A 26,595-nucleotide genomic window follows, 5' to 3' on the forward strand; every position below is an offset into this window, starting at 1 on the left:
CTCCTCTTGTTTTCACGCCGTCAAGCCGCTTGGCTCTGGCCGGAGCCAGAGGTCGCGCCGCGATACCAGTACTCGAGCGTCAGCACATGCCACAGATGCTTGGAGAAGTCCCGCTGCCCGGCGGCGTCCTCGGCGACCATCCGCGCCAGCGCGTCGCGGCGCAGGATCCCGGAATTGACGAGCACACCGTCGTGCACCACCTCGCGCACCAGCGGTGCCAGATCCCGGCTCATCCAGGCGCGCAGCGGGGCACTGAACAGGCCCTTGGGCCGGTACACGATCTCCCGGGGCAGGATCGAGGTGGCCGCCTCCTTGAGGACGGCCTTGCCCTGTCGTCCGACGATCTTGCGATCGCCGGGCACGGCGAACGCCGCCTTGACCACCTCGACGTCCACGTAGGGCACCCGCACCTCGGTCGACGCGGCCATGCTCGACCGGTCCGTGTAGGCGAGGTTCAGGCCCGGCAGGAACATCCGGGCGTCGCCCAGACACATGCGGTTGACGAAGTCGTCGAGGTCGTTGTCCTGGTAGATGTCCGCATGCTCGGTCAGCACGTCCTCGACCGTCCCGGCCAGGTCCGGATCGACCAGGGCGAGCAGCTCGTCCTGGTCGTACATGGTGTAGCTGCGCCGGAACGCGGTCTCCTCCGGCAGATCGGCGAAGGAGAGGAACCGCTTCGCGAAGCGCACCGACCGGTACCCCCGGCTGGCCGTTGCGACCGGCAGTCGGTCCACGGCCCTGGACAGGCCGCGCCGCAGGGGCCGCGGGATGCGCTGGTAGCGCAGCGCGAGCAGGTTGGCCAGGTGCTTGCGGTACCCGGCGAACAGTTCGTCGGCGCCCATCCCCGAGAGCATCACCTTGACCCCGGCCTCCCGGGCGGCAGAGCAGATCAGGAATGTGTTGATCGCGGCGGGGTCGCCGATCGGCTCGTCCAGGTGGTAGGTCATCTGCGGCAGCAGGTCGAGCACGTTCGGAGCGATCTCGATCTCGTGCAGGTCGACGCCGAACCGCTCGGCCACCTGCCGGGCATAGCGCAGATCGTCCGGCATCGCCTCGAACTTGGCGTCCTCGGCGCGGAACCCGATCGTGTACGCGGAGATCCCGGGTCGGTCGCGGGCCGCCAGCGCGGTCAGGTAGCTGGAGTCAAGACCGCCGGAGAGGAAGGTCGCCACGGGTACGTCGGAGAGCAGGTGGCGCCGAGTCGACTCCTCGACGATGGCAGCGACATCCGGCTGCTCGCCGCCCCGGGCCCGGTCCCGGCCCTCGGCGGCGACGTCCCGGAGGTTCCAGAACCGGCCGCGCTCCACCCGGCCGTCAGGCCGGCACCGCAGCCAGCTCCCCGGCGGCAGCTTCTCCGCTTCGCGGAACGCGCAGCGTGAGTCCGGCACCCAGTAGTACAGCAGCGAGGCCACCAGCGCCGCATGGTCCACCTGCAGCGATCCGCCGGTCGCGGCGGCGAGAGCCTTGAGCTCGGAGGCGAAGACCAGGCCGGCACCGCGCCGGAGCAGGAACAGTGGCTTGATGCCGAGCTGGTCGCGGGCGAGCACCAGGTCACCGGTTCGCTCGTCGAAGATCCCGAACGCGAACATGCCGCGCAGCCGGGGCAGGCAGTCCGTGCCCCAGCGCCGCCAGGCCTCAAGGAGCACTTCGGTGTCGGAGGTACCGCGGAAGCGCACCCCGGCGGCTGCCAGCTCGGCACGCAGCTCGGGCGCGTTGTACAGCTCGCCGTTGTACGTGAGCGCCAGGCCGCCCGAGACCATCGGCTGGGCGCCGGTCTCGGACAGGTCGATGATGGCCAGCCGACGGTGCCCGAGCTGTACTTCGCCGTCACCGACGGGGTGGCCGTACCGGCCCGCCCCGTCCGGACCGCGGTGGGCGAGGGTATCGGTGAGCCGGTCGGTCACGACCTTCCCGTCCGGCCATCGGTAAGTGCCTGCGATGCCACACATGTCCTACCGCGTCTCCTGGTCGTTGTCCGGGCCCCGTGCGGCCCGCACCGGCAGCCGCTCCGTCCGCCGCCCGCCCGTGCCGTTCTGCCGGACCGGTATCTCGTTCCGGCCGCGCAGCGCGGTGTGCAGCCCGTCCCACAGCGTGCCGTCGGTCCGGTCACGCGGATCGGGGTCGATCAGCACCACACCGATCACCGGAATGCGCTGGTCCGCGAGCTGCCGCGCCACGGTGTGCAGCCATGCGGCGCTGCCGTGCCCGGCACGCACGACGAGCACGGTCTGGGTGCCGAGGTACTGCAGGTCGGTCCACGCAGTGCCGGGCGCGACCGAGCCGACACCGATCCGGCGCTCCTGTTGCGACACGGCCGCGGCTTGTTCGCCGCTGACCACGGCCGGGCCTCCTGGTTTCTGGCGGCGGCGCGCGAGCTGCGGTCCGGGCAGACCATCGATGATCACCACCGGCCCGTCCGCCGCCAGTGCCCCGGCGAGGTTCAGGGCGATCACGCTCGTGCTGCGCGCACAGCCCAGTTCCAGCAGCGACACAGGTTCCGCGGAGCCGCGCACGGTGCGGGCCAGGGTCACGGTGAGCCGTTCGCGTGCCGCCCGGGTCCGTCGGCGCTGCCACAGCTTGCCTGACCGGCGGGGCAGCTCGGCGATGACCGAGGCGCCCAGGTTCGCCGCTATGTCCCGGCGCAGTACGGGGCGGTCCGCCACCACCGCGCCGACCGCGGCCAGCGCGAGCCCGAGGACGAGCCCGAGGACGAGTCCGATCGCGGCATTGGTGACAGTGGCCTTGGGCAGGGAGTGCCGCACCGCGCGGGGTGCGTCCACGATCTGCGTGCCGGTGATGATCTTGGGTGTGCCGGTGCGCGCCTCCGCTGCGCGCTGGTCGAAGTCGGCGATTCGCGAGTTGAGTTCGGCCCGGCGGGCGAAGAGCGACTCGATGCTCGCCGACGTTTTCGGGTCGCTCTCCGGCGATCGGTCTCCGATCTCCTTGTTGACCTGGGCGAGTTCGTCCCGCATGCGGTCACGCTGGTCGAGCAGGGCCTTGGCCTCGGCCTTCGCGGTTTCCCGCATCCGCTTCACATGGTCCGCTACGAACGCGTCGGCCAGTGCCTTGGCCCGGGCCACCGCTTGCGCGTCGCTGTCACCCGTCACTTCGATCTGCAGCAGATTGTTGGTCAGGCCGGTACCCCGGTAGTCCTCCATGAAGTCCTCGGGCTTTTCCGGGGACTTGAGGGACTCCAGGGCCTTGCCGGCGATCCGCGTGGTCCCCAGCAGCGCGACGTCGGTGCGGATCAGCGTTCCGGTGTCGTTCGGCTGGTCCTCCTTGTGCGCGACCAGCACTTTGGTCACCGCGGTCGGCCGCGGCGGCAGCAGGACCGCCGCAGCCACGCCGACCAGCAGTCCCAGGAGCGCCATGGAGCTCCAGAGGCGGCGGCGCCTGCGCACCGACACCACCAGCGCCTGCAGGTCGAAGAGTGGAGTGGCTGCCGACGACTCCGAAGTCGTGCTCGTCGTCACTCTGAACCTCCCGTCGCGTGGCCGCGAACCGCGAGCGCCGGGGTGGCGTTGTCCGAAGGATCATCGGCAGACCGCGTGGGACGGGCCCGGACCGGGCCGGCGACGACGATGCCGACGACCTCATGCCCACCGTCCGTGCACGCCTCGGCGACGCCGGAGAGCTCCTCCGTGGTCCAGCTGCCCGCGCTGAGGACGACCAGGGCACCGGACTCGGTGCCGCGGTCCGGCACCATCGGCCGGTCCACCGAAACCTCCACCACCCGCAGCAGCGGATCGCCCTTGGCCTCGGCGACGAGCTGCTGGGCGGCCAGGCGGGCGATCTCGTCGCCGTCCGGCACGACGGCCAGCAGCCGCCGGGGGGCCGGCAGTTGGTCCCGTAGGCGAGTGCACACCCGCCGGTAGCGGATCCGCCTGCCGGCCTCGTCGCCGGACCTCTGCGGGGTCGGTGTGTCCCACCGGGTGTCGACGCCGAGGAGCCGGCGGATCGAGGCCCGTGGGCCACGGTGTTCTGGCCGGTGCTCGCGCTGTTCATCAGGCACGTCGACGGTGCCGAGGAGCGCCGAGCCCAGCGCCGCGGCGATCTCCGGTTCGGTGCGCAGTCGGCGATTCACCCGTGCGGCCGTGAGATGGCCGATGACCGCGAGCAGGAAGAACAGCAGTGCCCCGGCGACGATGAGCTGCATTCTCGTCGGCGGCGCCTCGCCGGTCGGCCGGGCCGCCGGACCCATGACGACCATGCCGGCCATGTTGGTCGTCGGGTCGGCCTCGTCCAGCTTTGCCATGGCCTCCTCCAGCGCGGTGCGCAGCTTCTCGAGCGAGGTGCGGGCCTGCACGCTCTCCACGCTCCGCCCCGGATCGGCCGCCTTGGCCAGGTCGGTGATGCGGCGGTTGGTCTCCTCCACCTGCTGCCGCAGCGCCTCGGGCCCTGTGACCACTTCGGAGTCGGTGCTGCCGCCTGCGATCCGCGCGGCGAATCTGACGAACTGCTGGGCCACCTCGTCGGAGAGCTGCTGCGCGCGCTCCGGGGTGTCGGCCGTACCCGAGATCTTGACGATGTTCCCGTCGGCGGCCTTGGCGCTCACTTGATCCCGCAGTTCGGCGGCGCTGACGCCCGTCCAGCCCAGCTTGGCGGCCGCGCGGTCGACCACCGTCGAACTGGTCGCGATATCCACCTGAGTCAGCAGCGCGCGCTCTTCCCACTGCCCCGGCAGCAGAACCGATGCCGACGTCGTGTACCGCGGCGGGAAAACCACCGAGGCGCCGTAGCCGACGAGTGCGCCCACGACGGCGACGGTGGCGAGAAGCCGCCACCGTCGACGGAGAATCCGCCCGATCGTGGCCAGGCGGATCGTGTCTTCGCTCAACGGTGCTGCCTCTTCCCTGTGCGGACCTGGTCGCTCGCCGACACCGGAGTGTGGTCACGGCAGGCAGCGGCGTACGCGGCGAGCAGCGACGCCTGCGAGTTTCGCCAGGAAAGCTGCCCGCTGATCCGCTCCTGGCCGATCTTGCCCATCCCGGCCCGCTTCTCCGGATCGTCAAGAAGCAGCGCGATGAGTTTGGCGAATTCGGCCTCGTCGTTGGCGGGCGCGTAGACAGCGGCGTCACCGGCGGAGACTCGCGCCTCCCGGAGGTCGAACGAGACGATCGGTCGGCCCATGGCCATGTATTCCAGGACCTTGTTCATGGTCGACACGTCGTTGAGCGGATTGCGCGGGTCGGGGGAAAGACACACGTCCGCGGTGGACAGGTAGCGCACCAGGTCGGCGTCCGGTATGCGCCCGGTGAACTGCACCTGCTCGGAGAGCCCGAGCCGTCGGGACAGCTCCACCATCGCGTCGAAGGCGTCGCCGGAGCCGACGAACACCGCGTGCCAGTCGGTCCGCCCGAACTCGTCGCGCAGCTTCGCGAGGGCGCGCAAGGCGTAGTCGACGCCGTCCTGCGGGCCCATGACGCCGAGGTAGCACAGCAGATGAGGCTTGCCGCGCTTCAACTCCGGCTCGGGCGGCACCGGTTGGAACCGGTCGATCTGGGGCGCGCTGCGCACCACGAATACGTCCTCCGGCCGCCGACCGCCACGGCTCATCGCGACGTTCCGGTAGCTCTCGTTCGTGGCGAGGACGACGTCCGCGGCCCGGTAGGTCCGCCGTTCCAGCGCGCACACGGCGCGGTAGAGCAGATCCTTGCCGCGGTCGAACCGCGAGAGGTACAGCTCGGGTACCAGGTCGTGCTGGTCGAAGACGAACCGCGCGCCGCGCCGCTTCAGCCACAGCGCCGGCAGGAACAGCAGGTCGGGCGGGTTGCAGGCGTGGACCACGTCGACCGGGCCGACCTTGCGGGCCAGCCGGACCGTGTGCCACAACGCCGATCCGTACTCCCGCAGGTAGCCGGCCGGTCCTCCGGTGGCCGCGCGCAACGGGTAGCGGTGGATCCGCACCCCGTCGATCTCCGCCTCCGGCTCCGTGTCCCGCTTCTCCCCCCGGGGACAGATGACGTGCACCTTCCAGCCCGCGTCGCGCAGCGTCGTGCACTCCTGCCACACCCGCCGGTCGAACGGCACCGACAGGTTCTCCACCAGGACCAGCGCGCGCCGGTCCGGGCGGTCGCCGCCGGCTGTTTCATCAAACGATGTGTCACCAAGCAAGGCCCACGTACCCTGGTTCGGCCCGGCGCACCTCGGCGTCGGGAAGGTGGATGAGGTCGACGATCACCGGGGCGTCGCCATGGGGCAACGCCGACAGCACGGCCGGATCCCTGGTTCCGACCAGGCACACCTCGGAGTGCTCGAGCACCTCGTCGACGGAGTCGGCGAGCAGCTGCGCGAGGTGCGGCAGCCGGGTCTCGATGTACTCGCGGTTCGCGCCGAGCAGCCGGGAGAGGCTCACGTTGGCGTCGTGGATCCGCAGGTCGTAACCCTTGCCGTGCAGCCTCTCCGCCAGCTCGACGAGCGGGCTCTCGCGGAGGTCGTCGGTGCCGGGTTTGAAGGACAGCCCGAACAGGCCCACCCGGCGCTTGCCGGTGCGCTCGACCAGGTCCACCGCGCGCTGCAGATGGTCGGAGTTGGAGGTCAGCACGTGGGCGAGGATGGGCACCGAGACGTCGGCCCGCTGCGCCGCGTACACCAGGCTGCGCAGATCCTTGGGCAGGCAGGAGCCGCCGAAGGCGAAGCCGGGCCGCAGGTAGGCGGGGCTGACGTTCAGCTTGCGGTCGGCCAGGAACACGTCCATCACCTGGTGCGAGTCCACCCCGAGCGCCTGGCACACCGCGCCCAGCTCGTTCGCGAAGCCGATCTTGAGGCCGTGGAACGCGTTGTCGGCGTATTTGATCGCCTCGGCCGTCGGGACCGGAACCCGGAACACCTCGCCGGGCAGTCCGTCGTACAGCGCCGCCACCACCTCGCCGCTTGCCGGGTCGAGTTCGCCGACGACGGTCTTGGGCGGGTCGAAGAAGTCCCGCACGCTCGTGCCCTCGCGCAGGAACTCCGGGTTGACCGCGACCCCGATGTCCACCCCGGCCGTGCCGCCGACGTATTTCTCCAGGATCGGTACCAGCAGGTTCAGGCAGGTGCCCGGGAGCATGGTGCTGCGGAACACCACGGTGTGCCGGCCCCCCTGCTTGGCCCCCTCGGCCAGGGTGGCGCCGATCTGCTCGGTGACCCGCTCCAAGTACGTGGTGCACAGGCTGCCGTTGGGCTCCGACGGCGTGCCCACGCAGACCAGCGACACATCGCTGTCCATGATCGCCTCGCGGACGTCGTCGGTAGCGCGTAGCGCTCCGGTCCGCACGACCTCGGCGATGAGCTCGCCGATCCGCTCCTCGACCACCGGGGCCTTGCCGTCGTTGACCAGGTCGACCTTCACCTGGTTCACGTCCACCCCGATGACCTCGTGACCCATGCTGGCCAGGCACGCGGCCGACACACAGCCCACGTAGCCGAGCCCGAAAACGCTGACCTTCATGACCCGTCCCTCCCCCTAGGCAGGCCCTTGCGGCCTGCGGTCCGCGCGCGGGTCGGACGACGACCCCCGCGCATCAATAGGCCCCCTGCCCATGGAGCACCGCACGCAGCGTCTTCCACAAGATCACTGCGTCCAGGGCGAGCGACCAGTCCTCCACGTACCGCAGGTCGAGGCGGACCGCCTCCTCCCACGGCAGGTCGCTGCGTCCGCTGATCTGCCACAGGCCGGTGAGCCCGGGCTTGACCAGCAGCCGCCGCCGGATGTCCGGGCCGTACGCAGCGGTCTCCTCCGGTAGCGGAGGCCGCGGACCGACGAGCGACATCGATCCTGTGAGCACGTTGAAAAGCTGCGGGAGCTCGTCGATCGAGTACCGGCGCAGCACCGCTCCCACCCGGGTCACCCGTGGATCCCGGCGGAGCTTGAACAGCAGGCCTGCGCCCTCGTTGAGGTCGGCCAGGTCGGCACGTACCCCGTGAGCCCCGGCGACCATGGTGCGGAACTTGAGAATGGTGAACTCGCGGCCGTCCTTGCCGACCCTGCGCTGGCGGTAGAACGCCCCACCACGACTGTCCACCATCACGAGCAGCGCGACGAACAGCATCAGCGGCGCGAACAGCATCAGCAGGATCGCTGCGCACATCCGATCGACGACGCCTTTGATCGCCCGGCGGCCCCCGGTGAAGGTCGGCATGCTGACCCGCAGCAGCGGGATCCCGAGTACCGCGTCGACGTGCAGCCGCGGGCCGGCCACCTCCATCAGCACGGGGGCCACGACCATCTCGGCGTCGCTGCCTTCGAGATTCCAGGCCAGCCGCTGCAGTCGGTCCGGTGACCAGTGCGGGTCCGGTGTGACCGCGACGACACGGTAGCCGTCGTGGCGAACGTGCTTGGCGACGTCGGCCAGTTGACCGACGACCGGCACTCCGTCCAGGTGGTCACCGTCGAGCCCGAGACCGTCCGTCGTGCACACCCCGTCCACCCGCCAGCCGAGGTGCGGGAACTTTCGGGTTCGGCTGATCAGGTCGCGCACGGTGGCCGGGCTCCCGGCAGCGAGCACCGGTCTCAGGCACCGTCCTTCCTTCCGCTGTTTGTGCAGCCGGAGGCGGAGCACATACCGCGCGGTCATGGTGACGAGCGCGATCGCGGGGATCGCGACGAAGATCCAGAGCTTGATGTTGCGCGAGGTGAGGGCGATCCCGCCGAGCGCCAGTACGACGGTCGCCGTGAACAGTGAGCGTCCGAGCCGGCGGAATTCCTCGGCGCCCTGGCCGAGCACGGCCGGAGACCACGACCGGCTCACCGCAAGCGCTCCGAGCACCAGCAGCTCGGTGCCGAATGCGAGAATTCCCCACTTCTCGTGCCAGTTGGCCGCGTCCCGGACCCCGAAGAAGTTGCCGATCGCCGCCACCACCAAGGCGGTGGCCACGGTATCGCTGGTGATCACGGTACGGCGGTACCGCTGCTCCCAGTCGATCGCGGGCCGGCTGATTGCCCCGTTCGCCAGACTCCCGCGCGCCGACGAAAAAGGGTCGACTATTCCCCCCTGCCGCACAGAACCCCCCCGGTCCCCAGTGGTACGACGTGATCGCCCAACACGGTTCCTCCCCCCGGGAGGCCCCCACCCCCCCCCGCACAGTCCCTCCCTTCGGGAGGCCCCCGCCTCCCGCGCCGCGCTGTTCCTCCCTCGGGAGGCCCCCACCCCCCGCGCATGACGTCCCGGCCATGTCAGCGCTACTTGAACAACCCACCCTGGTGGCAGTGGACTCGCATGTCCTGCCGGAGTCTCGAGGTGCGCGGGAACCCGTCGAAACCTCGGGTGCTCCCCGCACCCAAAGCCCCCTCTCGGGTTTACCCCCACGTCTGGATCCGGGGACGCGACTGCTGGCTTTCCGTAGTGGCGGACTTATAGATCCTTTAGATCCTTATTGATCGCCTCGTGTCCGATCAGCTGAAGCACGGTCAATCTAGACCATCGGTGCCGGTTTTGGAGAGGGGATGTGTGTAATTCGTGTTCAAGCTTTGGGACTTGATCCACCGATCGGTGACCGCCTACGGGTGTCTTCACGCCACCGTGCGCTCGAGCAGCTCGCCCGGCTCCCGGGCGCGGCTTCTACGCGGTAGTGGTCGGCGAGCTGCAGTGGGCTTTCTGCGGCCCCCCGTTCGGCAGACTTCCCGCTGTTTGTGTACTACGGGGTGCCGCTGAGGGTGCCCGAGGTGGCGGGACGATCGACCCGGACAATGAGGCGCACGACTCGGTCGTGTCGGTGCTCGGCGGCATGTCCTCGACCTGATCTGGCCCCGAGTCTCCAGGCTGCGCCCGGTCTGTCCGTCCGGCTCCACCGGTCGCCCGGCCTGGTCGTCGAGGGCGATCGGGGTGCGCGGGTCGGCCTGGACGCTGCGGCAGTGGCCAAGGGGGCGCGACTCCACGTCCACTGGCGCTCTATCCGCTAACATAGAATAATTAGATAGATGAATGGCTGAGTGGTGGCGAGGAGTGGCCGTGGACTTCGGGCTGACCGACGAGCAGGACCTGTTGCGCATGACGGCACGGCAGTTCGTCGCCGACGTGTGCCCGGCCGAGAAGGCCAAGCAGTGGGACGAGGAGGGCGTCGTACCGCCCGAGCTGTTCCGCGGCATGGCCGATCTCGGCTGGTTCTCGCTTCCGTTCCGTGAGGACGAGGGCGGCGACGGCGGCGGGCCGCTCGAGCTCATCCTGATCGCCGAGGAACTCGGGAGGGCCAGCTTCGACGTCGCCATGTGCTACATCGGGGTCCTCATACCCGGGATAACCGTCTTCCGGTGGGGCAACGAGGCGCAACGTGACTTCATCCGCGAGCAGGTCATGACCGGACGACACCGGCTCGCCGTCGGCCTCAGCGAGCCGGACAGCGGGTCCGACGCCGCGGCACTGCGCACCACCGCCGAGGACCACGGCGACCACTTCCTCGTCCGCGGCCAGAAGGCGTGGTGCACGGGCGGTGGGCTGCCCGACACGACCATCGCGACCTACGTGCGCACCGGACCCCGCGAGCCCAAGCACAGTGGCATCAGTCTGCTGCTCGTCGACCCCTCGACCAAGGGGGTCGAGGTGCGCCGGACACCCACATTGGCCCGACACATCCTGGGCACCAACGAGGTCTTCTTCAACGACGCACTGGTGCCGAAGGAGAACCTCGTCGGCCCGCGTGACGAGGGCTGGAAGGTGATGCTGTCCAACATCGAACTGGAGAAGGTGATCATCACCGGCGGTTATCTGGGCGCGGCCCAGGCCACCCTGGACGAGATGCTGGAGTACGCGCGCACCCGGCACGCCTTCGGCCGTCCCATCGGCAACTTCCAGGCGCTCGCCCACGCCATGGCGGACCTGCAGACCGAGATCGACTCTGCCCGGCTGCTCGCGTACCGCGCCGCCTGGCTGCTCGCCCAGGGCAAACCGTGCACACGGGAGGGCTCTATGGCGAAGCTCAAGGGCTCTGAGACGTACGTGGCGGCTGCCCGTCTCGGCATGCAGGTCTGCGCAGGGCACGGCTTCTCGACGGAGAGCGTCATGAGCTTCCGCTACCGGGAGTCCATCGTGGCCACGATCTCCGGGGGGACCAGTCAGATCCAGCGCAACGGCATCGCCCGCAGCATGGGGCTGCGGTCGTACTGACCGACGGCTACTGACCTTCCCCGTCCGTGTCCTGGTCCGTCTCCTGCCGAGCCAGCCACTCCTCGTGCCGTGCGAAGTGGCCCCGGTCGCGGGTGACCCATATCCCCGAGGCCCGGGCCAGCACGGCGCGGGTCGGCAGCAGCACCATCTCGCCCGCGATGTACCAGCGTGAGCCCGCGCGCCGCTCGACCCAGGCCCGGACCTCCAGCGGCCGCTGAACAGGCACCGGCTTCACGAAGCTCACGGTGAGGTCGGCCGTCACACTCAACACCCGGTGCAGCAGCGGGAGATGACCGAGGCAGTCGTCCAGCACGGCCGCCGTCCAGCCGCCGTGCGCGACATTGGGCCCGCCTTCCTGGTCTCGAGGGCAGGCAAGCTCGAACCAGGCCACGCCGTCCTCGTCGAGCCTCTCCCGCTCCACGCCCAGCCGGCAGGAACCGGCGACGCGGCACGCACCGCACAGTGCCACCCCGCCCGGGGTGCGGGGCGGCTCCTGGAAGTCCGCCCCGGCCCAGTGACCGGTCGGCGTCGTCGCCCCGGTTTCGCCGGCTTCCGTCGTCATGCTCAACTCCTCGTCAGACATCGGCAAGCAGCGGGCGCAGCTTCCCGGAGATCAGCTGGACCTGGCGGGCGACCATGTCCTCGGGCATCCCGGCCAGGGAGGCCCACAGAAACACCCCTTCGACCGGCAACCCTGCCACGTACGCCTTGACGGCATCGGCGACGTCCTGCGGTGTGCCGTAGAGGAACTGACCGACACCGGTCGCGCGCAGCCCCGTCTCCCGCCACTTCTCCGGGTCGATGGGGCGGGGGACGGGCTGGTCCGTCCCCTCCACCATGTACCGGCGGTAGCTGTCCCACTGGTACGCCAGGTGTGTGCGCACCACCGGCCAGTCGCCGTCCGGGTCCTCGGTGACGAACGTGGTGAAGGAGCCCTGCATCCGGGCTGTCGACGCGTCGTAGCCGCTCTCGGCGAGCCCGTCCCGGTACGGCGTCAGCAGCGCCGGGTTGAGCGACAGCAGCCCGGTGCCGAGGCGGCCGGCCCGGCGAGCGCCCTGCGGACCCTGGTAGCCGAGCCAGATCGGCAGCGGATCCTGGACCGGTCCGGGGGTGACCAGGGACTCGGCCCACAGGCCGCGGATCTCCCGGACCCGCTGGTCGGTGGTGGAATAGCGCTTGCCGAGGTCGCCTCCGTACAGCCGGTACTCGGGTACGCGGTAGCCGGTGCCGAGCCCGAGGTCCAGACGGCCGTCGCTGATGATGTCCACGATCGCCGCCTGTTCCGCGATCTCGGGTGCCGCGTGCAGCGGGGCGGGGATGACCGCGGTCCCCAGGCGCACGCGGCGGGTGCGGGCGGCGGCCGCCGCCGCCATGGTGAGCGGCTGCGGGAGGTAGCCGTCCTCGAAGCCGTGGTGCTCGGAGAACCAGACCGAGTCGAGGCCCAGGCGGTCCGCCTCCTCACACATCTCCAGGGCGAAGCCGTACACCCGCGACCAACTCTGCTGCCATGGCGGCGGGTTGCGCAGGTCGAAGTAGATGCCCACCTTCATGAGGGGCCGCCTTTCATCGGGTGTCCCGTCGTGTCTCCCGTGGCGCTGTCCGCCAGCCGGATCGTCGCTTGGGCGACGGCGACCCCGTCCCCGGGCGGCAGCAGCCGTACGGGACGCAGCTCCAGCGCCTCTATCTCGGGCAGGTCCTCGACCATCGCCGAGATCCGCATGACGGTCTCCTCGAGCGCCGCCAGATCCACCCCCCGGCCACCCACCCGGCCGTCCAGCAGCGGAGCCGCCCGCAGCGAGCGGACCATCTCCCGGGCGTCGCGGTCGCTGAGCGGAGTGACCCGGTGGACGACGTCCGCCATCAGATCGGCGTAGTCCCCGGTGAGGCCGAAGGCGACCACCGGGCCGAAGACCGGGTCGGCGCTGACGGAGAGGAACGCGTCAGGGCCGGGGTCCGGTCCGGAGCCCGGTTCGGTGTCCTGTACGGCGATTCCGTAGGAGTCGAGAAGCTCGGCCGCGATGGAGGCAGGGACCAGGCCGGGGGCCGATCCGGCGACCAGCGAGCGGGCGCGCTCCACGTCGACTCCCGCGAGATCCGGTACGACGCCTGCGGGCGTGCTGCGCCACGCCTCGTAGGCCGCCGCGTGGCCGAGTGAGGCCGCCGCCGCCTCGGGGAACGTGTACGTGGGTACGACCAGGTCGCCCCGGTGCAGCAGATCGGCGACGCCCGCGCCGCCGAGGAAACTGGTCACCACCGGCTTTTCGGGCGCGGCCGCGGCCGCGTCGAGGATCGCCGACGCCACCTCGTCGGGCTTGTCCGCCAGCGGCGGCATGAACAGGACGATGGCGGCGTCGATGTCGTCGTCGGCCAGGACGGTGTCCAGCGCGTGCCGGTAGTGCGCGGCGGTCGCTGTGGGGGTGAGGTCGATCGGGTTCGCGATGTCGGCGCTGGGCGAGAGGGCCGTACGCAGCGCTTGCTGGGTGGGCTCCCCGAGGGCGGGCACGCGCAGCCCGCTCGCCGCGCAGGCTCCGACGGTCAGTGACGCGGGCCCGCCCGCATTGGTGATCACGGCGACCCGGTTGCCGGGCGGGGGAGGCTGGTGGGCGAGCAGCAGGGCGACGTCGAACAGCTCCTGGAGGCTGCGGGTACGGATCACCCCGGACTGGGCGAAGAGCGAACTCACCGCCGAATCAGCGTGCCCCGGGTGCACCGCGATGATCGGCTTGCGCGGCGCGACCCGGCGGGCGATACGGGCGAACCGGCGCGGATTGCCGAAGTGTTCGACGTGCAAAAGGATCACGGAGGTCTCAGGGTCCTCCTCCCACCACTGGAGCAGGTCGTTGGTGGACACGTCCACCGCGTGGCCCACCGACACGAAGCCGGAGAAGCCGAGCCGCAGCCGCCGCGCGAAGTCGAGCACCGCGAGCCCCAGCGGCCCGGACTGGCTGGACATCGCCACCCGGCCGGGAGTCGGCAGGGCGGGTGAGAAGGTCGCGGCCAGCCGTGCCGCGGGCGTCGTGTTGACCACGCCCATGCAGTTGGGCCCCACCAGCCGCATGCCGGAGGTGCGGGCGAAGCGGGCCAGTTCCAGCTCGGTGGCCCGTCCGGCCGCGCCGGTCTCCCCGAAACCGGTCGAGACCACGACCACCGCCTTGACGCCGACTTCCGCGCACTCCCGTACGACATCGGGCACCGCCTCCGCCCGCACGGCCACCAGCGCCAGATCCGGCGGCTCGGGAAGCTCCCGGACACTCGGGTACGCCCGCACTCCGGCGATCTGCTCGGCCTGCGGATTGACCGGGAAGACGCGGCCGCTGAAACCACCCCGCAGCAGGTTCGCCACGATCTCGTTGCCGATCGTCAGCGGGCTGCGGTTGGCGCCGATCACCGCGACCGACCGGGGTTCGAGCAGTGGTCGCAGCGAGCGCCGTACGGCCGTGTGCTCGCGGCGCTCGGCCCGGGCGACGGCCTGGGCCTGCGGGTCGATGGCGATCTCGAAGTGGATGATCTGGCCGGGTGGCCCGGTCTCGACCTGGTAGCCGGAGCCGAGGAACACATTGATCATGCGGGTGTTGTCCGCGAGAACGTCGGCCTCGAGGACCCGGATGCCCCGGGCGCGAGCGGCAGCGGCGATGTGTTCGAGGAGCAGCCTGCCGAACCCCTCGCTCTGGTGGTCGTCCCGGATGGTGAACGTGACCTCGGCGTGCTCCGGTTCCTCGGGGTCGCGGACGTAGCGCACCAGGCCTGCGATCTCCTCGCCGGCCAGGGCGATCAGCGCCAGCTCGTTGAGGTAGTCGACGTGCGCGCCGCGCCGGATGAGGTCGTCGCGCACGCGGACCACCGGGCCGAGGGACCGGTAGGCCAGGGTCGCCCGCGACAGAGTGCCGACGAACGCCACCAGGCGGTCGGCGTCCTCCGGCCGGATGGGCCGGACGAAGGTCGACCGCCCAGTTCTGACGAGTCCGGGCCGTTCGAGGTCCTCGGGGTAGGACCGTTCCAGTTGCTCGGGATACGGTCCCTCCTGGGGTTCGGGCTGCCGCCGTTCCGAGTCCTCGTGATACGGGGGAGTGGTCACGGGTGTCTCTCCGCCTGTGCCGGGCCTGTGCCGCTCAGACGGCCGCCTCCTGAGGAGTCTGCTCCGGCAGGCGGAAGAGCTCGTTGAAGGTGCCGCGCGTGACGCGCTCGCGGATGTCGTCCGGCACGCCGTCGAACAGCTCGCGGAGCGTGGACTGGGTGTGGCCGTACGTCCCTTCCAGGTGAGGGTAGTCGTCGCCCCACATCACGTTGCGGTAGCCGGTCGACTCGACGATCTCCACCGAGCTCTTGTCGTGCTGGAAGGAGGCGTACACCTGCTGCCTGATGATCTCGCTGGGCAGCCGGCTCAGCTTCGGCCGGACGAACATGCCGTGCTGACGGTACGCCTCGTCCATGCGGTCGCCGATGGCCGGGACCCAGCCCGCACCGCCCTCGGCGATGAGGAGCTTCAGGTCGGGGTGGCGGTCCAGGGCACCGCCCGCGACCATGTGGGAGATCACGCGCATGCCCGGGTAGGTCGTCTCCATGTAGTTGACGATGGCGCCGCCGGGCCCGCGGAAGACGACGTTCTCGCCGCCGGTTCCGATATGGAAGCCGAGCACGAGACCGGCCCGCTCGACGGCGGTCCACAGCGGCTCCCAGCGGTCGAGGGCGTACTCCTCGCCGGGCCGTGTCGAGCAGGGCAGGAAGACCGACTGAAAGCCCAGCTCGGCCACGCGCTCGACCTCGGCGACCGCATCCTCGATGTTCGCCGTCGAAACGCAGGCGGGGGTGATGACCCGCTTGTTCTTGCTCAGGATGTCGGTGTGCGCCCAGTTGTTCCAGGCCTTCACCGTCTCCCGGGCGAGCTCCCGCTCGGTGATCGACACCAGCCAGAACCCCATGGAGGGGAAGGCTAGTTGGCCCCAGACACCCTCTTGGTCCAGGTCCTTCAGCCGGACGTCGAGGTCCCGGGAGCCCGGCGGTCGCATGGCGTCCATGAAGTCGTTGAGCTGGCGGTCGATGCGCTCGCCGTCGATGTAGAGCACCTCGTACTTCTCGCCGCGCTCACTGCGCGGCGCCCGGTCGGCCAGGCGCGGCGGCAGCGCCTCGGTCCACAGGTCGTCCGGTTCCATCACGTGGGAATCCCCAGAGTTGACCCAGATCTTCGTCATGGCGCTCCTTCGGGGCAATAGATGCAATCAGTTAAACAGATTAGGAGTTTCAGGGGCTGGATGGAAGGGCGGAAGATCAGCTCCGACGCCGTTCGATCTCCTGCACCAGCTGCGGCAGCACCTGGAAGAGATCCCCTACGACGCCGTAGTCGGCGAGTTCGAAGATGGGCGCGTCCGCGTCCTTGTTGACGGCGACGATGGTCTTGGACGTCTGCATGCCCGCCCGGTGCTGGATCGCGCCGGAGATGCCGGCGGCGAGGTAGAGCTGCGGGGAGACCTGGGTTCCGGTCTGGCCGACCTGGTGGCTGTGCGGGTACCAGCCCGCGTCCACCGCGGCGCGGGACGCCCCGACGGCCGCCCCCAGGGTGTCGGCGACGCGCTCGATGACCGTGAAGTTCTCGGCACCGTTCACGCCGCGGCCACCGGAGACCACGATGTCGGCCTCGGTCAGCTCGGGACGGTCGCCGCGCTCCCGCGGTGTGCGGGAAAGGACCTTGACGGCGGCGGAGGCCGGGCCGAAGGTGACGTCCCACTTCTCGACGGCGGGTGCAACGGGGGCCGGCTCGGGGGCGGTGGCGTTGGGCTTGACGGTGATGACCGGTATGCCCCGGGTGACGTGTGCCGTCACCTGGTGCGTCGCCGCGAACACGGACTGCTCGGTGACCGGGCCGTCCTCCCCGGCGGTGATGTCGACGGCGTCGGTGATGAGCCCCGAGTCCAGGCGGAGCGCCACCCGCGCGGCGGTCTCCTTGCCGTCCGGGCCGGCCGGCAGCAGGATCGCAGCCGGGCCGGTGCGCTCGGCGATCTGCGTCAGGGCGTCGACGGCCGGGGTGACGAGGTACTCCTCCACCTCGGGGGCGTCCACGACGTAGACCTTGTGGGCGCCGTAGCGGCCGAGGACCTCGGTCGCGGTGTCCGCGCCGCCCAGTCCCAGGAAGACGGCCGACGGTTCACCGAGGCGGCGTGCCAGGGTGAGCAGTTCGAGTGTCGGCTTGCGGACGACGCCATCGGCGTGGTCGACGAATACGAGGATCTCGGCCACGGTGATGCACTCCTTGAGTCGTGTGGGTGTGGGTGTGGGTGTGGTCGGTCTCGGGCGCGGATGTTGGGTGGTCCGCGGTGTCGGTGTCCCGTCCGGTCCCGTCCGGTCCGCTCCGGTTCGGTCCGGTCAGGCGAACTTCCTTGTGGTGAGGAAATCGGCCAGTCCCACGCCGCCCGCACCCTCGTCGCTGACGATCTCTCCCTTGCTGCGCGGCGGGCGCCTGGTCGCGGTGTCCACGGCCGACCGCGCGCCGCTCCGGCCGACCTGCTCGGGTTCGATCCCGAGGTCGTCGAGGTCGAGGGTTTCCAGCGGCTTCTTCTTCGCGGCCATGATCCCCTTGAACGAGGGGTAGCGGGCATCACCGGAGCGGTCGGTCACCGACACGACGGCCGGCAGGGTGCCCTGGATGCGTACGCTCGCACCGTCGCCCTCGCGGCGGCCGGTCACCGTGCCGTCCTCGGCCTGGACCGCCGGTTCGTCGACGTGGGTGACGGCCGGGACGCCGAGCCGTTCGGCCAGCATGGCGGGTACGACGCCCATGGTGCCGTCCGTCGAGGCCATCCCGCACAGGACGAGGTCGAAGCCGTGCCGTTCGATCGCCCTGGCCAGGACCAGCGAGGTGCCGAACGCGTCGCTGCCCTCGATGTCGTCGTCGCTCACGTGGATCGCCGAGTCGCCGCCCATGGCCAGCGCCTTGCGCAGCGCGTCCTTGGCGTCGTCGGGTCCGACGGTGAGGTAGCTGATCTCGGCGTCGACGCCGGATTCGGCGATCCGCAGGGCCTGCTCGACCGCGTACTCGTCGAGTTCGGACAGCAGGGAGTCGACCGACGCCCGGTCGGTGACGCCCTCCTCGGTGAAGGTGCGGTCCCCCATGGCATCGGGCACGTGCTTCACACAGACAACGATCTTCACGGCGCACTCCCGAAGCTCCCGTAGGTCTAATGAGTGCTAATAGTTAACTATATCGATCGGCGTGGCGCGAGGTCTGGCCTTGAATCCGTCGAATTGGTTGACTGATTGCGCTGATAGCTGGAAGATCTGGGCAGCTTCAGCGCGCAAGGAGGCGCCATGGTCGGTGACAGGTCCGACGAGGACAGGTACGAGGACAGGTACTTCGAGCCACAGGTGGAGACCATGGCTCGCGAACAGCTGCGGGCGCTGCAGGAGGAACGAGTCCTGGAGCTCGTCGAGCACGCCTACGGCAACTCCGCCTTCTACCGCGAGCTCTGGGACGAGCACGGGGTGCATCCACGCGACATCCGCACCCTGGACGACTTCCGGGCCCGCGTCCCGTTCATCACCAAGGACATGGTGCGCGCCTACCGGGCCCGCACCGGCGATCCCTTCGGCGGTCTGCTGTGCGTCCCGATGGAAGAGCTGACGTCCGTCTCCTCCAGCTCGGGCACCACCGGCGACCCGGAGTTCTTCGCCGAGATATGGCAGGACGCGCCACCCCTGGTGACCGCGCAGGTGCGTGACCTGTGGGAGCTCGGCCTGAGGCCGGGAGACCGGGTGCTCAGCCCGCCCGGCACCTTCCGCAACCTCATGGACCCCGGCTACCAGGCGCTGGGCGCGGTCGTGATCGAGGTGGACACCTGGCTGGGCAAGATGCACGAGGTCGTCGAGGCCCTGCGCACCTACCGCCCGGCCTACCTGCAGATGATGTATCCGCAGATGGTGGAGCTGGAGCACCTGGCCGAGAAGGTGGACCTGAAGGAGGCGTTCTCCTCCCTGAAGGGCGCCTCCTGCGCCGGGCAGCCCCTCAGCCGGAAGATGCGCGAGCGGATCCGCGACGACTGGGGCATCGACATCTACGAGTACACCAGTGCCGCCGACACCGGCACCGCCTGGGAGTGCCGCGAACACGACGGCTTCCACCTCTGGGAGGACACCGTCTTCGCCGAGTGCGTCGAGGTCGACGAGCAGGGCGGATGGCGCGACGTTCCGGAGGCGGACCTCGGCGAATTGGTCGCCACCGACCTGGACAACCGCGCCGCACCGCTCATCCGTTACCGCAGCGAGGACCTGGTCCGCCTGTCGGGCGACCGCTGCGGCTGCGGGCGCACCCACGCCCGTATGTGGGTGGCCGGACGGCGCGGCGACGAGACCGTGGTTCAGGGGCGTTCCGTCGTACTGCGGGACGTCTGGCAGGCCGTGGAGGACCAGCCGGAGACGGTGGCCGGAGTGTTCCAGATCGTCCGGGAGCGCCGCGAGGTCGACGAACTGCGGCTGCGCGTCGGCTACGACCCCGCGCTCACCGGCGACGTCGGCTCCCTGGCCGGGCGGCTGAGCGAGGCCGTACGGGAGCGGACCGGCGTCAGGCCAGTGCTCGACATGCGCACCGAGGAGGACCTGTTGAAGACCATGACCAGCGTCGCCAAGTTCCCCCGGGTGGTGAAGAGCTGATGGCACGCGCCGACACCCTTGCCCGGGCCCGGGAACTCGACCGGCCCGAACTCGCTTATCTCATGCGCTTTCCCACCGCCGACGGCGTCAAGGACATGGAGCTGACCTGGGCGGAACTCGCCCGCGACACGGCCTGGGCCACCGAACGGCTGCGCGGGCACGGCCTGGCCGCCGGGCAGCGTGCGGTGCTGACCACCTCCGGATTCGAGGGTTTCTGGGGCCAGGCGGTGATCGGAGCCCTGCGCACGCTGAAGGTGACGTACGGCATCGCCGAGGCGATGGGCTGGGACCACCGCCGCACCGCGGTCTTCCACCGGGAGCTTGACCCACAGGTGGTGATCGGCCTGTCGGCGGAGACCCTGGAGGGACTCGCCGGCAGCGCCGACATCGGCGAGATGTTCCGCTCGGTGTCCGTCGTACTGGCCCGGCCGGCCGCCGTACCGGTGCTGCGCGGTGTGGGTGTGCCCGCGTGCCTGATCGCGGCCGTGGGACCGGCCCTCGCCCTGGAGTGCCCCGAGCGAACCGGCGCGCACGTCAACGTCGCCGAATGGCGGGTCGACGAGCGGGACGGGCAGCTGTTCCTGGCGGCGGGGGAGCAGCGCACATCGGCGCTGCCCGAGACGCCGCTCGGCATTGCGGGCCGCGTCGTCACCGGCCGGTGCGGCTGCGGCAGCGAGGACCCGCGCGTTCTGCTCGCCGAGGCCAACTAGCCATCGCATCAAGGAGTTGAAGATGTCCGAAGGAGTGGTCGACGGCCGAGTCGTGGTCGTCACCGGCGCCGGTAACGGCATCGGCAGGGCGCACGCCCTGGCGTTCGCCGCGCACGGGGCGAAAGTCGTGGTCAACGACCTGGGCGGTGCGCGCGACGGAGGCGGTGCCTCGGCCGGGCCCGCCCAGGCCGTGGTGGACGAGATCGTCGCGGCCGGCGGCCAGGCGGTGGCCAACACGGACGACATCTCCAGCTGGGACGGCGCCGGCAGCCTCGTACGGCAGGCCGTGGACACCTACGGCGGCCTGGACGTCCTGGTCAACAACGCCGGCATCCTGCGCGACCGGATGATCGTGTCGATGACCGAACGGGACTGGGACAGCGTGATCGCCGTCCACCTCAAGGGCAGCTTCGCCACCCTGCACCACGCCGCCGCGTACTGGCGCGAGCGCTCCAAGTCCGGCCAGGGCAACGACGCCCGGGTGATCAACACGACCTCTCCGTCCGGCATCTTCGGCAACCCCGGCCAGTCGAACTACGGCTCGGCCAAGGCCGGAATCGGCAGCCTCACTCTCATCGCCGCGGCCGAACTCGCCCGCTACGGCGTGACGGTGAACGCCATCGCGCCGACCGCGCTGACCCGGCTGACCGAGGACATCGAGATGATGCAGCAGGCCGCCGAGAGCCAGGACCTGACCCCCGAGGCCATCTCGCCGCTCGTGGTGTGGCTCGGCTCGGCCGCCTCCCGCGAGGTCACCGGCCGGGTGTTCGGCGTCGTCGGCAACCGGATCACGGTCCTGGAGGGCTGGGTCAACGGCCCGGCGACGGGCGCCGAGTCCCGATGGACACCGGAAGAGCTGTCCTCCGTCGTCCCGAACCTGGTGGCCAAGGCGGCTCCGAACGCCGACGCCATGGGCAACCGCAGCACGACGGCCTGAAGGGGGCAGCAGCACATGACGACGACGCAACGGCCGGTCGCAGAGGGCCTGTTCACCTGGCCGCCCTCGGCGGACGCACCACCGCGGCTCATCGGCTCCGAGTGCACGGCCTGCGGACTGGTGAGCTTCCCCACCGCCACGCACTGCGTACAGTGCGCGGGCACGGAGTCGAAGGAACGGCTCCTGTCGGACCGCGGAACGCTGTGGACGTACACCACCCAGAACTTCCGCCCGCCGTCCCCGCCGTACGACGGCCCCGAGGCCTTCGAGGAGTACACGGTCGGATATGTCGAACTCCCCGGCGAGCTGCTGGTCGAGGGCCGCCTCACCGAACCCGACCCGGAGAAGCTCAGGATCGGGCAGCCCATGCGGCTCACGCTCGTGCCCTACACCGTGCAGGACGACGGCACCGAAGTCATGACGTTCGCGTTCGCCCCGGCGGAGGACGACGCGGCCGAGGAGGAGGCACAGTGACCGAGGCCGTCATCATCGGGGTGGGGCTCCACCCGTTCGGCCGGTTTTCCGGGAAGCCGGCGATGGACATGGGCGCGGACGCGGTACGGCTGGCGCTCGCCGACGCGGGCGTGACCTGGCCTCAGGTCCAGGGCGGCTACATCGGCAGCTACGAGGTCGCCAACCCCGACGCGATCGTCGGACGGCTCGGCCTGACCGGAGTGCCGTTGCGCGGGGTGTTCAACGGCTGCGCCACGGCCGGTACGGCGGTGGCGCTCGCCGCCCGCGCGATCGAGACCGGCGAGCACGACCTGACCATCGCGATCGGCCTGGACAAGCACCCGCGCGGCGCGTTCGCCGCCGACCCGTCCGTGGCCGGCATCCCCTCCTGGTACGGGCAGACCGGGCTCTTCCTGACCACCCACTTCTTCGGCATGAAGATCAACCGCTATATGCACGACCACGGCATCTCGCACGAGACGCTCGCGCGCGTGGCGTCGAAGAACTTCGGCAACGCCGCAGGCAACGACAAGGCCTGGCGCCGCACCCCGCTCACGCCCGAGGAGATCCTGGCCTCGCCGGTCCTCAACTACCCCCTGCGCCAGTTCATGTACTGCGGCCCGAACGAGGGCGCCGCGGCCGTCGTGATGTGCCGCGCCGACCAGGCCCACAAGTACACCTCCACCCCCGTGCGCGTGCGGGCCACCGCCCTGCGCAGCCGCAGGCTCGGCGCCTTCGAGGTGCAGAGCCCGTCGTTCCCGGTGGGGGAGCCGGTGGAGAGCCCGACGGTGGACGCCTCCCGGGCGGCGTACGAACTTGCGGGCATCGGCCCCGAGGACGTCGACGTCGCCCAGCTCCAGGACACCGACGCCGGGTCGGAGATCATCCACATGGCCGAGACCGGCCTGTGCAAGGACGGCGAGCAGGAACGCCTCGTCGCCGAGGGCGCCACCAGGATCGGCGGCCGGCTCCCGGTCAACACCGACGGCGGACTGCTCGGCAACGGCGAGCCGATCGGCGCGTCCGGACTGCGCCAGATCCACGAGATCGTGCTCCAGCTGCGCGGCACGGCGGGGGACCGGCAGGTCCCCGGCACGCCTCGCGTCGGCCTCACCCACCTGTACGGCGCGCCGGGCGCGTCGGCGGTGACGATCCTCTCGACCTGACAGCGGAGCGAACGCGATGGAATCCGACGACATGCAGGACTTCGCCGCCGAGGCGCGCCGCTTCCTCGACGCGCACGTGGCGAAGGCCCCCGACCGCACCGCCCTCACCTGGGGCGAGGGCGACGACACGATGGCGTACTTCAGCAGCCTCCCGCCCGAGGAGGAACAGGAGCACGTGCAGCGGGCACGGGAATGGCAGCGGATCCGCCACGAGAACGGCTTCGGCTGGATCACCGGCCCGCCCGAGTACGGTGGCCGTGGCCTGACTCCCGTCCACGACCTGCTCTACGACTCCATCGAGTCCGAGTACGACGTCGCCGACACCGGCGTGCTCGGCGTGGTCGGTCTCGGCATGATCGGCCCGACGATCCTTGCCCACGCCCAGCAGCACATCAAGAACCGCTGGCTGCCCGCGATGTACCGCGGGGACGCCATCGCCTGCCAGCTGTTCAGCGAGCCCGGCGCCGGGTCCGACCTGGCGAGCGTGGCCACTCGTGCCGTACGCGACGGCGACGACTGGGTGATCGACGGGCAGAAGGTATGGACCTCGGTCGCCCAGCACAGCCAGATCGGCCTCGCGCTGACCCGTACGAACTCGGACGCGCCCAAGCACCGCGGTATCACGGCCTTCCTGATCCCCATGGACACACCTGGCGTGGAGGTCAGACCGCTCCGGCAGATGACCGGCGGCGCCGACTTCAACGAGGTCTTCCTCACCGACGTACGCATCCCCGACGACCATCGCCTCGGCGAGGTCGACGGCGGCTGGACCGTCGCCCTGACCACCCTGATGAACGAGCGCGCCACGGTCGGCAGCGAGGGCGCGGGCCCGGTGGCCGCAGCCCTGTCCCCGGACCGGCTCTCGGCGCTGATGCGCGCCACCTGGACCTGGGACGACCGCGCCCTGCGCACCCGCCTCGCCGAACTCCTGGTCGACGCCATGGCTACCGAACACCTCAACGCACGTGCCCTGCGCAGGCTCCGCGCCGGAACCGCACCGGGCCCCGAGATGTCCGTCTCGAAACTGATGTACGGTCAAAACCTCACCGCCGCCGCGCACTTCGTGTCCGATGTGCTCGGCCCGCGGCTCATCGCCGACACCGGCCAGTGGGGCACGTACGCCTGGTCCGAACTGCTCCTGGCCACCCCGGCCCTGCGCATCCTCGGCGGTACCGAGGAGATCATGAAGAACATCCTCGCGGAACGCGTCCTCGGCCTGCCCAAGGAACCGGTGGCCACCGCCGCCAAGGAGGTGCGTCCGTGACCGCCGACGAGAGCGAGCTGCGGGAACTCCGCGCTTCTGTACGTGAGTTCCTGGAAGCCAAGTCACCCGAGGAAGCCGTGCGGAAGCTGATGGACAGCGATCCGCGCTTCGACGCGGAGGTGTGGGCGCAGGCGGCCGACCAGCTGCGGCTGCCGGGCCTGGCCCTCCCCGAGGAGTACGGCGGCGACGGCTTCGGTCTCGTCGAACTCGGCGTCGTGCTGGAGGAGATGGGCCGCGCCCTGCTGTGCGCGCCGTACTTCGCCACCGTCGTCCTGGCCGCCCAGGCCCTGCTGGCCTCGAGCGACAAGGATGCCTGCGCACGCCACCTGCCCGGCATCGCGGCCGGGCGGACCACGGCCACCCTCGCCGTCGCCGAGGACAGCGGCTCCTGGGACCCCGCGCTGATCTCCGCACGCGCCAAGCCCGACGGGGACGGCGGTTGGAAGCTGAACGGCCGCAAGTGCTTCGTCATCGACGGTACGACGGCCGATCTGCTCCTCGTCGTCGCCCGTACCGTCGCCGGCCCGTCGCTCTTCGCCGTCGACCGGCGGGCGACCGGGCTGACGGCCGACCCGTTGGAGACCCTGGACGCCACCCGGGCGATGGCCCGGCTGACGTTCGACGCCGTGCCCGCGACGCTCGTCGGCGCGGACGGGCAGGGCGGGCGCATCATGGCCCGGGTCCTGGACGTCGCCTCGGTCGGGCTGGCCGCCGAGCAGGCGGGCGGGGCGCGCCGGTGCCTGGAGATGAGCACGGAGTACGCGAAGGAACGTCACCAGTTCGGCCGGCCCATCGGCTCCTTCCAGGCGGTCAAGCACAAGTGCGCGGACATGCTCGTCCAGGTGGAACTGGCCGAGGCCTCCGCCCGGGAAGCGGCGCGGCTGGCCGCCGAGGGCTCCGCGGACTTCGCGGTCGCCTCGGCGGTGGCGCACGCGTGCTGCTCACGGGCGTACATGGCCGCGGCCATGGAGAACATCCAGGTCCACGGCGGCATCGGCTTCACCTGGGAGCACTCCGCCCACCTGTACTTCCGCCGCGCCAAGTCCTCGCAACTGCTGTTCGGCGGCCCGGCGGTGTATCACGAGCGGCTGCTGGACCGGCTCGGTATCTGACGACATCTGACGACCGAGCAAAGGCCAGGGCCCGGGGGTACCCCCGGGCCCTGGCCTTTGTGCCGCTCAGCCGCGCGCCACCTCACCCAGCAGCGCCTTCGCGATGATGACCTGCTGGATCTGGCTGGTGCCCTCGTAGATGCGGAACAGCCGGGCGTCGCGGTAGAAGCGCTCGACGGCGACCCCGCGCATATAGCCTGCGCCGCCGTGGACCTGCACCGCTCGGTCCGCCACCCGCCACACCATCTCGCTGGCGAAGTACTTCGTGCAGGACGGGCCGATCTTCGTGTCCTCGCCCGAGTCGAAGCGCCGGGCGGCATCCAGGACCGTGGCGCGTCCGGCATAGTAGTCGGTCATCGAGTCGGCTATCAGGCCCTGGACCAGCTGGTAGGAGCCGATGGGCTTGCCGGACTGGCGGCGGGTGCGGGCGTATTCGACCGACTCGTCGACCAGGCGCTCGGCCATGCCGACCATCAGTGCCGAGATGTGCACCCGCCCGTGCGCGATGCAGCCCATCGCCGTGGAGAAGCCTCGGTTCAGGCCGACCTCGCCGCCGACGAGGGCGGCGGCCGGTACGCGTACGTCGTCGAAGTACACGTCCGCCGTCCAGGCGCCGAACTGGCCCATCTTGTGGTCCTTGGGAGCCACGGTGAGGCCCGGAGTGCCGGCGGGCACCAGGAAGGTGGAGATGCCGCGGGTGCGCCGGGCGTCGGGGTCGGTGCGCGCGAAGACCATGAACATGTCGGCGAGCGGGGCGTTGGTGATGTACCGCTTGGCGCCGTTGATGACCCACTCGTCGCCCTCCAGGTGGGCGCGGGTCGTCAGCGTCGAGGGGTCCGAGCCGGCCTCGGGTTCGGTCAGCGCGAACGACGCCAGTACGTCACCGGAGGCGATCTTCGGCAGCCATTCGGCCTTCTGTTCCTCGGTGCCGCCGACCATCAGGACGTGTCCGGCGATGCCGTTGTTCGTCCCGAACATCGAGCGCAGGGACGGGGTCGTGTAGCCGAGCTCGAACATCAGCTGGGCCTCTTCGTACATCGACAGCCCGAGCCCGCCGTATTCCTCCGGCAGCGCGAAGCCGTACAGCCCCATTTTCTTCGCCGCCTCGCGGATGTCCGCCGGCATCTCGTCCTTCTCGTCGATCTCCGCTTCCAGCGGCACGACGCGTTCCCGGACGAAGCGCCGGACTTCGGACAGCACCGCTGCGAAGTCAATCGCGTCCATGTCGCCTCCCT

21 protein-coding genes are annotated in these 26,595 nt (G+C 70.5%); 8 read left to right on the forward strand and 13 right to left on the reverse strand.

Going from position 1 to position 26,595, the window contains the following annotated elements; translation table 11 throughout:
- Positions 1–20 precede the first annotated feature (20 nt).
- The 6 genes from asnB to ACFYO0_RS34795 form a co-directional block, all read right to left on the reverse strand.
- A complete protein-coding gene (gene asnB / locus ACFYO0_RS34770) occupies positions 21–1,949 on the reverse strand; it encodes an asparagine synthase (glutamine-hydrolyzing) (RefSeq protein WP_388684206.1) in 1,929 nt (642 codons plus the stop codon).
- Between the two features lie 3 nt (positions 1,950–1,952).
- Complete coding sequence (locus tag ACFYO0_RS34775) at positions 1,953–3,473, reverse strand: Wzz/FepE/Etk N-terminal domain-containing protein (protein ID WP_388684209.1); 1,521 nt, start codon at positions 3,471–3,473, stop codon at positions 1,953–1,955.
- Positions 3,470–4,837: a Wzz/FepE/Etk N-terminal domain-containing protein gene (locus ACFYO0_RS34780; RefSeq protein ID WP_388684212.1), complete on the reverse strand. Its 1,368-nt coding sequence runs from the start codon at positions 4,835–4,837 to the stop codon at positions 3,470–3,472. The genes ACFYO0_RS34775 and ACFYO0_RS34780 overlap by 4 nt, the downstream gene beginning before the upstream one ends.
- Positions 4,834–6,114, reverse strand: a complete 1,281-nt coding sequence (locus ACFYO0_RS34785) for a glycosyltransferase family 4 protein (protein ID WP_388684214.1) — start codon at positions 6,112–6,114, stop codon at positions 4,834–4,836. The genes ACFYO0_RS34780 and ACFYO0_RS34785 overlap by 4 nt, the downstream gene beginning before the upstream one ends.
- Positions 6,104–7,429 (reverse strand): nucleotide sugar dehydrogenase, encoded by a 1,326-nt coding sequence (locus ACFYO0_RS34790; RefSeq protein ID WP_388684218.1) that lies wholly within the window; start codon positions 7,427–7,429, stop codon positions 6,104–6,106. The genes ACFYO0_RS34785 and ACFYO0_RS34790 overlap by 11 nt, the downstream gene beginning before the upstream one ends.
- A 73-nt stretch (positions 7,430–7,502) precedes the next feature.
- A complete protein-coding gene (locus ACFYO0_RS34795; protein ID WP_388684221.1) occupies positions 7,503–8,981 on the reverse strand; it encodes a sugar transferase in 1,479 nt (492 codons plus the stop codon).
- A 948-nt stretch (positions 8,982–9,929) separates the two neighbouring features.
- Here ACFYO0_RS34795 and ACFYO0_RS34800 point away from each other — a divergent pair.
- On the forward strand, positions 9,930–11,081 hold the full coding sequence (locus ACFYO0_RS34800; RefSeq protein ID WP_388684223.1) for an acyl-CoA dehydrogenase family protein: 1,152 nt from the start codon (positions 9,930–9,932) through the stop codon (positions 11,079–11,081).
- Positions 11,082–11,088: 7 nt separating this feature from the next.
- Here the strand turns inward: ACFYO0_RS34800 and ACFYO0_RS34805 are convergent, their stop codons facing one another.
- The 6 genes from ACFYO0_RS34805 to ACFYO0_RS34830 all read right to left on the reverse strand — a co-directional run bounded on the left by ACFYO0_RS34805 (position 11,089) and on the right by ACFYO0_RS34830 (position 18,185).
- Positions 11,089–11,643 carry a PaaI family thioesterase gene (locus ACFYO0_RS34805; protein ID WP_388684226.1) on the reverse strand — a complete coding sequence of 185 codons (555 nt, stop codon included), beginning with the start codon at positions 11,641–11,643 and terminating at the stop codon, positions 11,089–11,091.
- Positions 11,644–11,656: 13 nt separating this feature from the next.
- Entirely contained in the window at positions 11,657–12,631 is a 975-nt protein-coding gene (locus ACFYO0_RS34810) for an LLM class flavin-dependent oxidoreductase (RefSeq protein ID WP_386338130.1), read from the reverse strand.
- The gene (locus tag ACFYO0_RS34815; RefSeq protein WP_388684228.1) at positions 12,628–15,156 is read right to left on the reverse strand and encodes a GNAT family N-acetyltransferase; all 2,529 of its coding nucleotides are present in this window, start codon (positions 15,154–15,156) and stop codon (positions 12,628–12,630) included. The genes ACFYO0_RS34810 and ACFYO0_RS34815 overlap by 4 nt, the downstream gene beginning before the upstream one ends.
- A gap of 34 nt (positions 15,157–15,190) precedes the next feature.
- Positions 15,191–16,270, reverse strand: a complete 1,080-nt coding sequence (locus ACFYO0_RS34820; RefSeq protein ID WP_388684231.1) for an amidohydrolase family protein — start codon at positions 16,268–16,270, stop codon at positions 15,191–15,193.
- Between the two features lie 76 nt (positions 16,271–16,346).
- The gene (locus ACFYO0_RS34825; protein ID WP_388684233.1) at positions 16,347–17,312 is read right to left on the reverse strand and encodes an electron transfer flavoprotein subunit alpha/FixB family protein; all 966 of its coding nucleotides are present in this window, start codon (positions 17,310–17,312) and stop codon (positions 16,347–16,349) included.
- Positions 17,313–17,438: 126 nt separating this feature from the next.
- The gene (locus ACFYO0_RS34830; RefSeq protein WP_388684451.1) at positions 17,439–18,185 is read right to left on the reverse strand and encodes an electron transfer flavoprotein subunit beta/FixA family protein; all 747 of its coding nucleotides are present in this window, start codon (positions 18,183–18,185) and stop codon (positions 17,439–17,441) included.
- A 195-nt stretch (positions 18,186–18,380) separates the two neighbouring features.
- Here ACFYO0_RS34830 and ACFYO0_RS34835 point away from each other — a divergent pair, with 195 nt between their 5' ends.
- The 7 genes from ACFYO0_RS34835 to ACFYO0_RS34865 are packed head-to-tail and all read left to right on the forward strand — an operon-like array spanning position 18,381 to position 25,360.
- Positions 18,381–19,718 carry a phenylacetate--CoA ligase family protein gene (locus tag ACFYO0_RS34835; RefSeq protein WP_388684235.1) on the forward strand — a complete coding sequence of 446 codons (1,338 nt, stop codon included), beginning with the start codon at positions 18,381–18,383 and terminating at the stop codon, positions 19,716–19,718.
- Positions 19,718–20,428, forward strand: coding sequence for a hypothetical protein (locus ACFYO0_RS34840; RefSeq protein WP_388684238.1), 711 nt, complete (start codon positions 19,718–19,720; stop codon positions 20,426–20,428). The genes ACFYO0_RS34835 and ACFYO0_RS34840 overlap by 1 nt, the downstream gene beginning before the upstream one ends.
- Before the next feature lie 22 nt (positions 20,429–20,450).
- Positions 20,451–21,365 carry an SDR family oxidoreductase gene (locus tag ACFYO0_RS34845; RefSeq protein ID WP_388684241.1) on the forward strand — a complete coding sequence of 305 codons (915 nt, stop codon included), beginning with the start codon at positions 20,451–20,453 and terminating at the stop codon, positions 21,363–21,365.
- Between the two features lie 15 nt (positions 21,366–21,380).
- A complete protein-coding gene (locus tag ACFYO0_RS34850) occupies positions 21,381–21,839 on the forward strand; it encodes a Zn-ribbon domain-containing OB-fold protein (protein WP_388684242.1) in 459 nt (152 codons plus the stop codon).
- On the forward strand, positions 21,836–22,984 hold the full coding sequence (locus ACFYO0_RS34855) for a thiolase family protein (protein ID WP_388684245.1): 1,149 nt from the start codon (positions 21,836–21,838) through the stop codon (positions 22,982–22,984). The genes ACFYO0_RS34850 and ACFYO0_RS34855 overlap by 4 nt, the downstream gene beginning before the upstream one ends.
- A gap of 16 nt (positions 22,985–23,000) precedes the next feature.
- Positions 23,001–24,248: an acyl-CoA dehydrogenase family protein gene (locus ACFYO0_RS34860; RefSeq protein WP_388684247.1), complete on the forward strand. Its 1,248-nt coding sequence runs from the start codon at positions 23,001–23,003 to the stop codon at positions 24,246–24,248.
- Positions 24,245–25,360, forward strand: a complete 1,116-nt coding sequence (locus ACFYO0_RS34865) for an acyl-CoA dehydrogenase family protein (protein ID WP_388684250.1) — start codon at positions 24,245–24,247, stop codon at positions 25,358–25,360. Before ACFYO0_RS34860 ends, ACFYO0_RS34865 begins: the two co-directional genes overlap by 4 nt.
- 66 nt (positions 25,361–25,426) lie before the next feature.
- Here ACFYO0_RS34865 and ACFYO0_RS34870 read toward each other — a convergent pair whose 3' ends face one another.
- Entirely contained in the window at positions 25,427–26,584 is a 1,158-nt protein-coding gene (locus ACFYO0_RS34870) for an acyl-CoA dehydrogenase family protein (RefSeq protein WP_388684252.1), read from the reverse strand.
- Between the last annotated feature and the right edge of the window lie 11 nt (positions 26,585–26,595).

It is taken from the genome of Streptomyces sp. NPDC006365, assembly GCF_042870755.1.
In the GTDB taxonomy this organism is placed as follows: domain Bacteria; phylum Actinomycetota; class Actinomycetes; order Streptomycetales; family Streptomycetaceae; genus Streptomyces; species Streptomyces xiangluensis.

Excerpts from the sequence above, each read along its gene's own strand:
- asnB (WP_388684206.1), bottom strand. The coding sequence starts at position 1,949 with ATGTGTGGCATCGCAGGCACTTACCGATGGCCGGACGGGAAGGTCGTG.
- ACFYO0_RS34790 (WP_388684218.1), bottom strand. The coding sequence starts at position 7,429 with ATGAAGGTCAGCGTTTTCGGGCTCGGCTACGTGGGCTGTGTGTCGGCC.
- ACFYO0_RS34805 (WP_388684226.1), bottom strand. The coding sequence starts at position 11,643 with ATGACGACGGAAGCCGGCGAAACCGGGGCGACGACGCCGACCGGTCAC.
- ACFYO0_RS34810 (WP_386338130.1), bottom strand. The coding sequence starts at position 12,631 with ATGAAGGTGGGCATCTACTTCGACCTGCGCAACCCGCCGCCATGGCAG.
- ACFYO0_RS34820 (WP_388684231.1), bottom strand. The coding sequence starts at position 16,270 with ATGACGAAGATCTGGGTCAACTCTGGGGATTCCCACGTGATGGAACCG.
- ACFYO0_RS34830 (WP_388684451.1), bottom strand. The coding sequence starts at position 18,185 with ATGGGGGACCGCACCTTCACCGAGGAGGGCGTCACCGACCGGGCGTCG.
- ACFYO0_RS34835 (WP_388684235.1), top strand. The coding sequence starts at position 18,381 with ATGGTCGGTGACAGGTCCGACGAGGACAGGTACGAGGACAGGTACTTC.
- ACFYO0_RS34840 (WP_388684238.1), top strand. The coding sequence starts at position 19,718 with ATGGCACGCGCCGACACCCTTGCCCGGGCCCGGGAACTCGACCGGCCC.
- ACFYO0_RS34845 (WP_388684241.1), top strand. The coding sequence starts at position 20,451 with ATGTCCGAAGGAGTGGTCGACGGCCGAGTCGTGGTCGTCACCGGCGCC.
- ACFYO0_RS34850 (WP_388684242.1), top strand. The coding sequence starts at position 21,381 with ATGACGACGACGCAACGGCCGGTCGCAGAGGGCCTGTTCACCTGGCCG.
- ACFYO0_RS34860 (WP_388684247.1), top strand. The coding sequence starts at position 23,001 with ATGGAATCCGACGACATGCAGGACTTCGCCGCCGAGGCGCGCCGCTTC.
- ACFYO0_RS34870 (WP_388684252.1), bottom strand. The coding sequence starts at position 26,584 with ATGGACGCGATTGACTTCGCAGCGGTGCTGTCCGAAGTCCGGCGCTTC.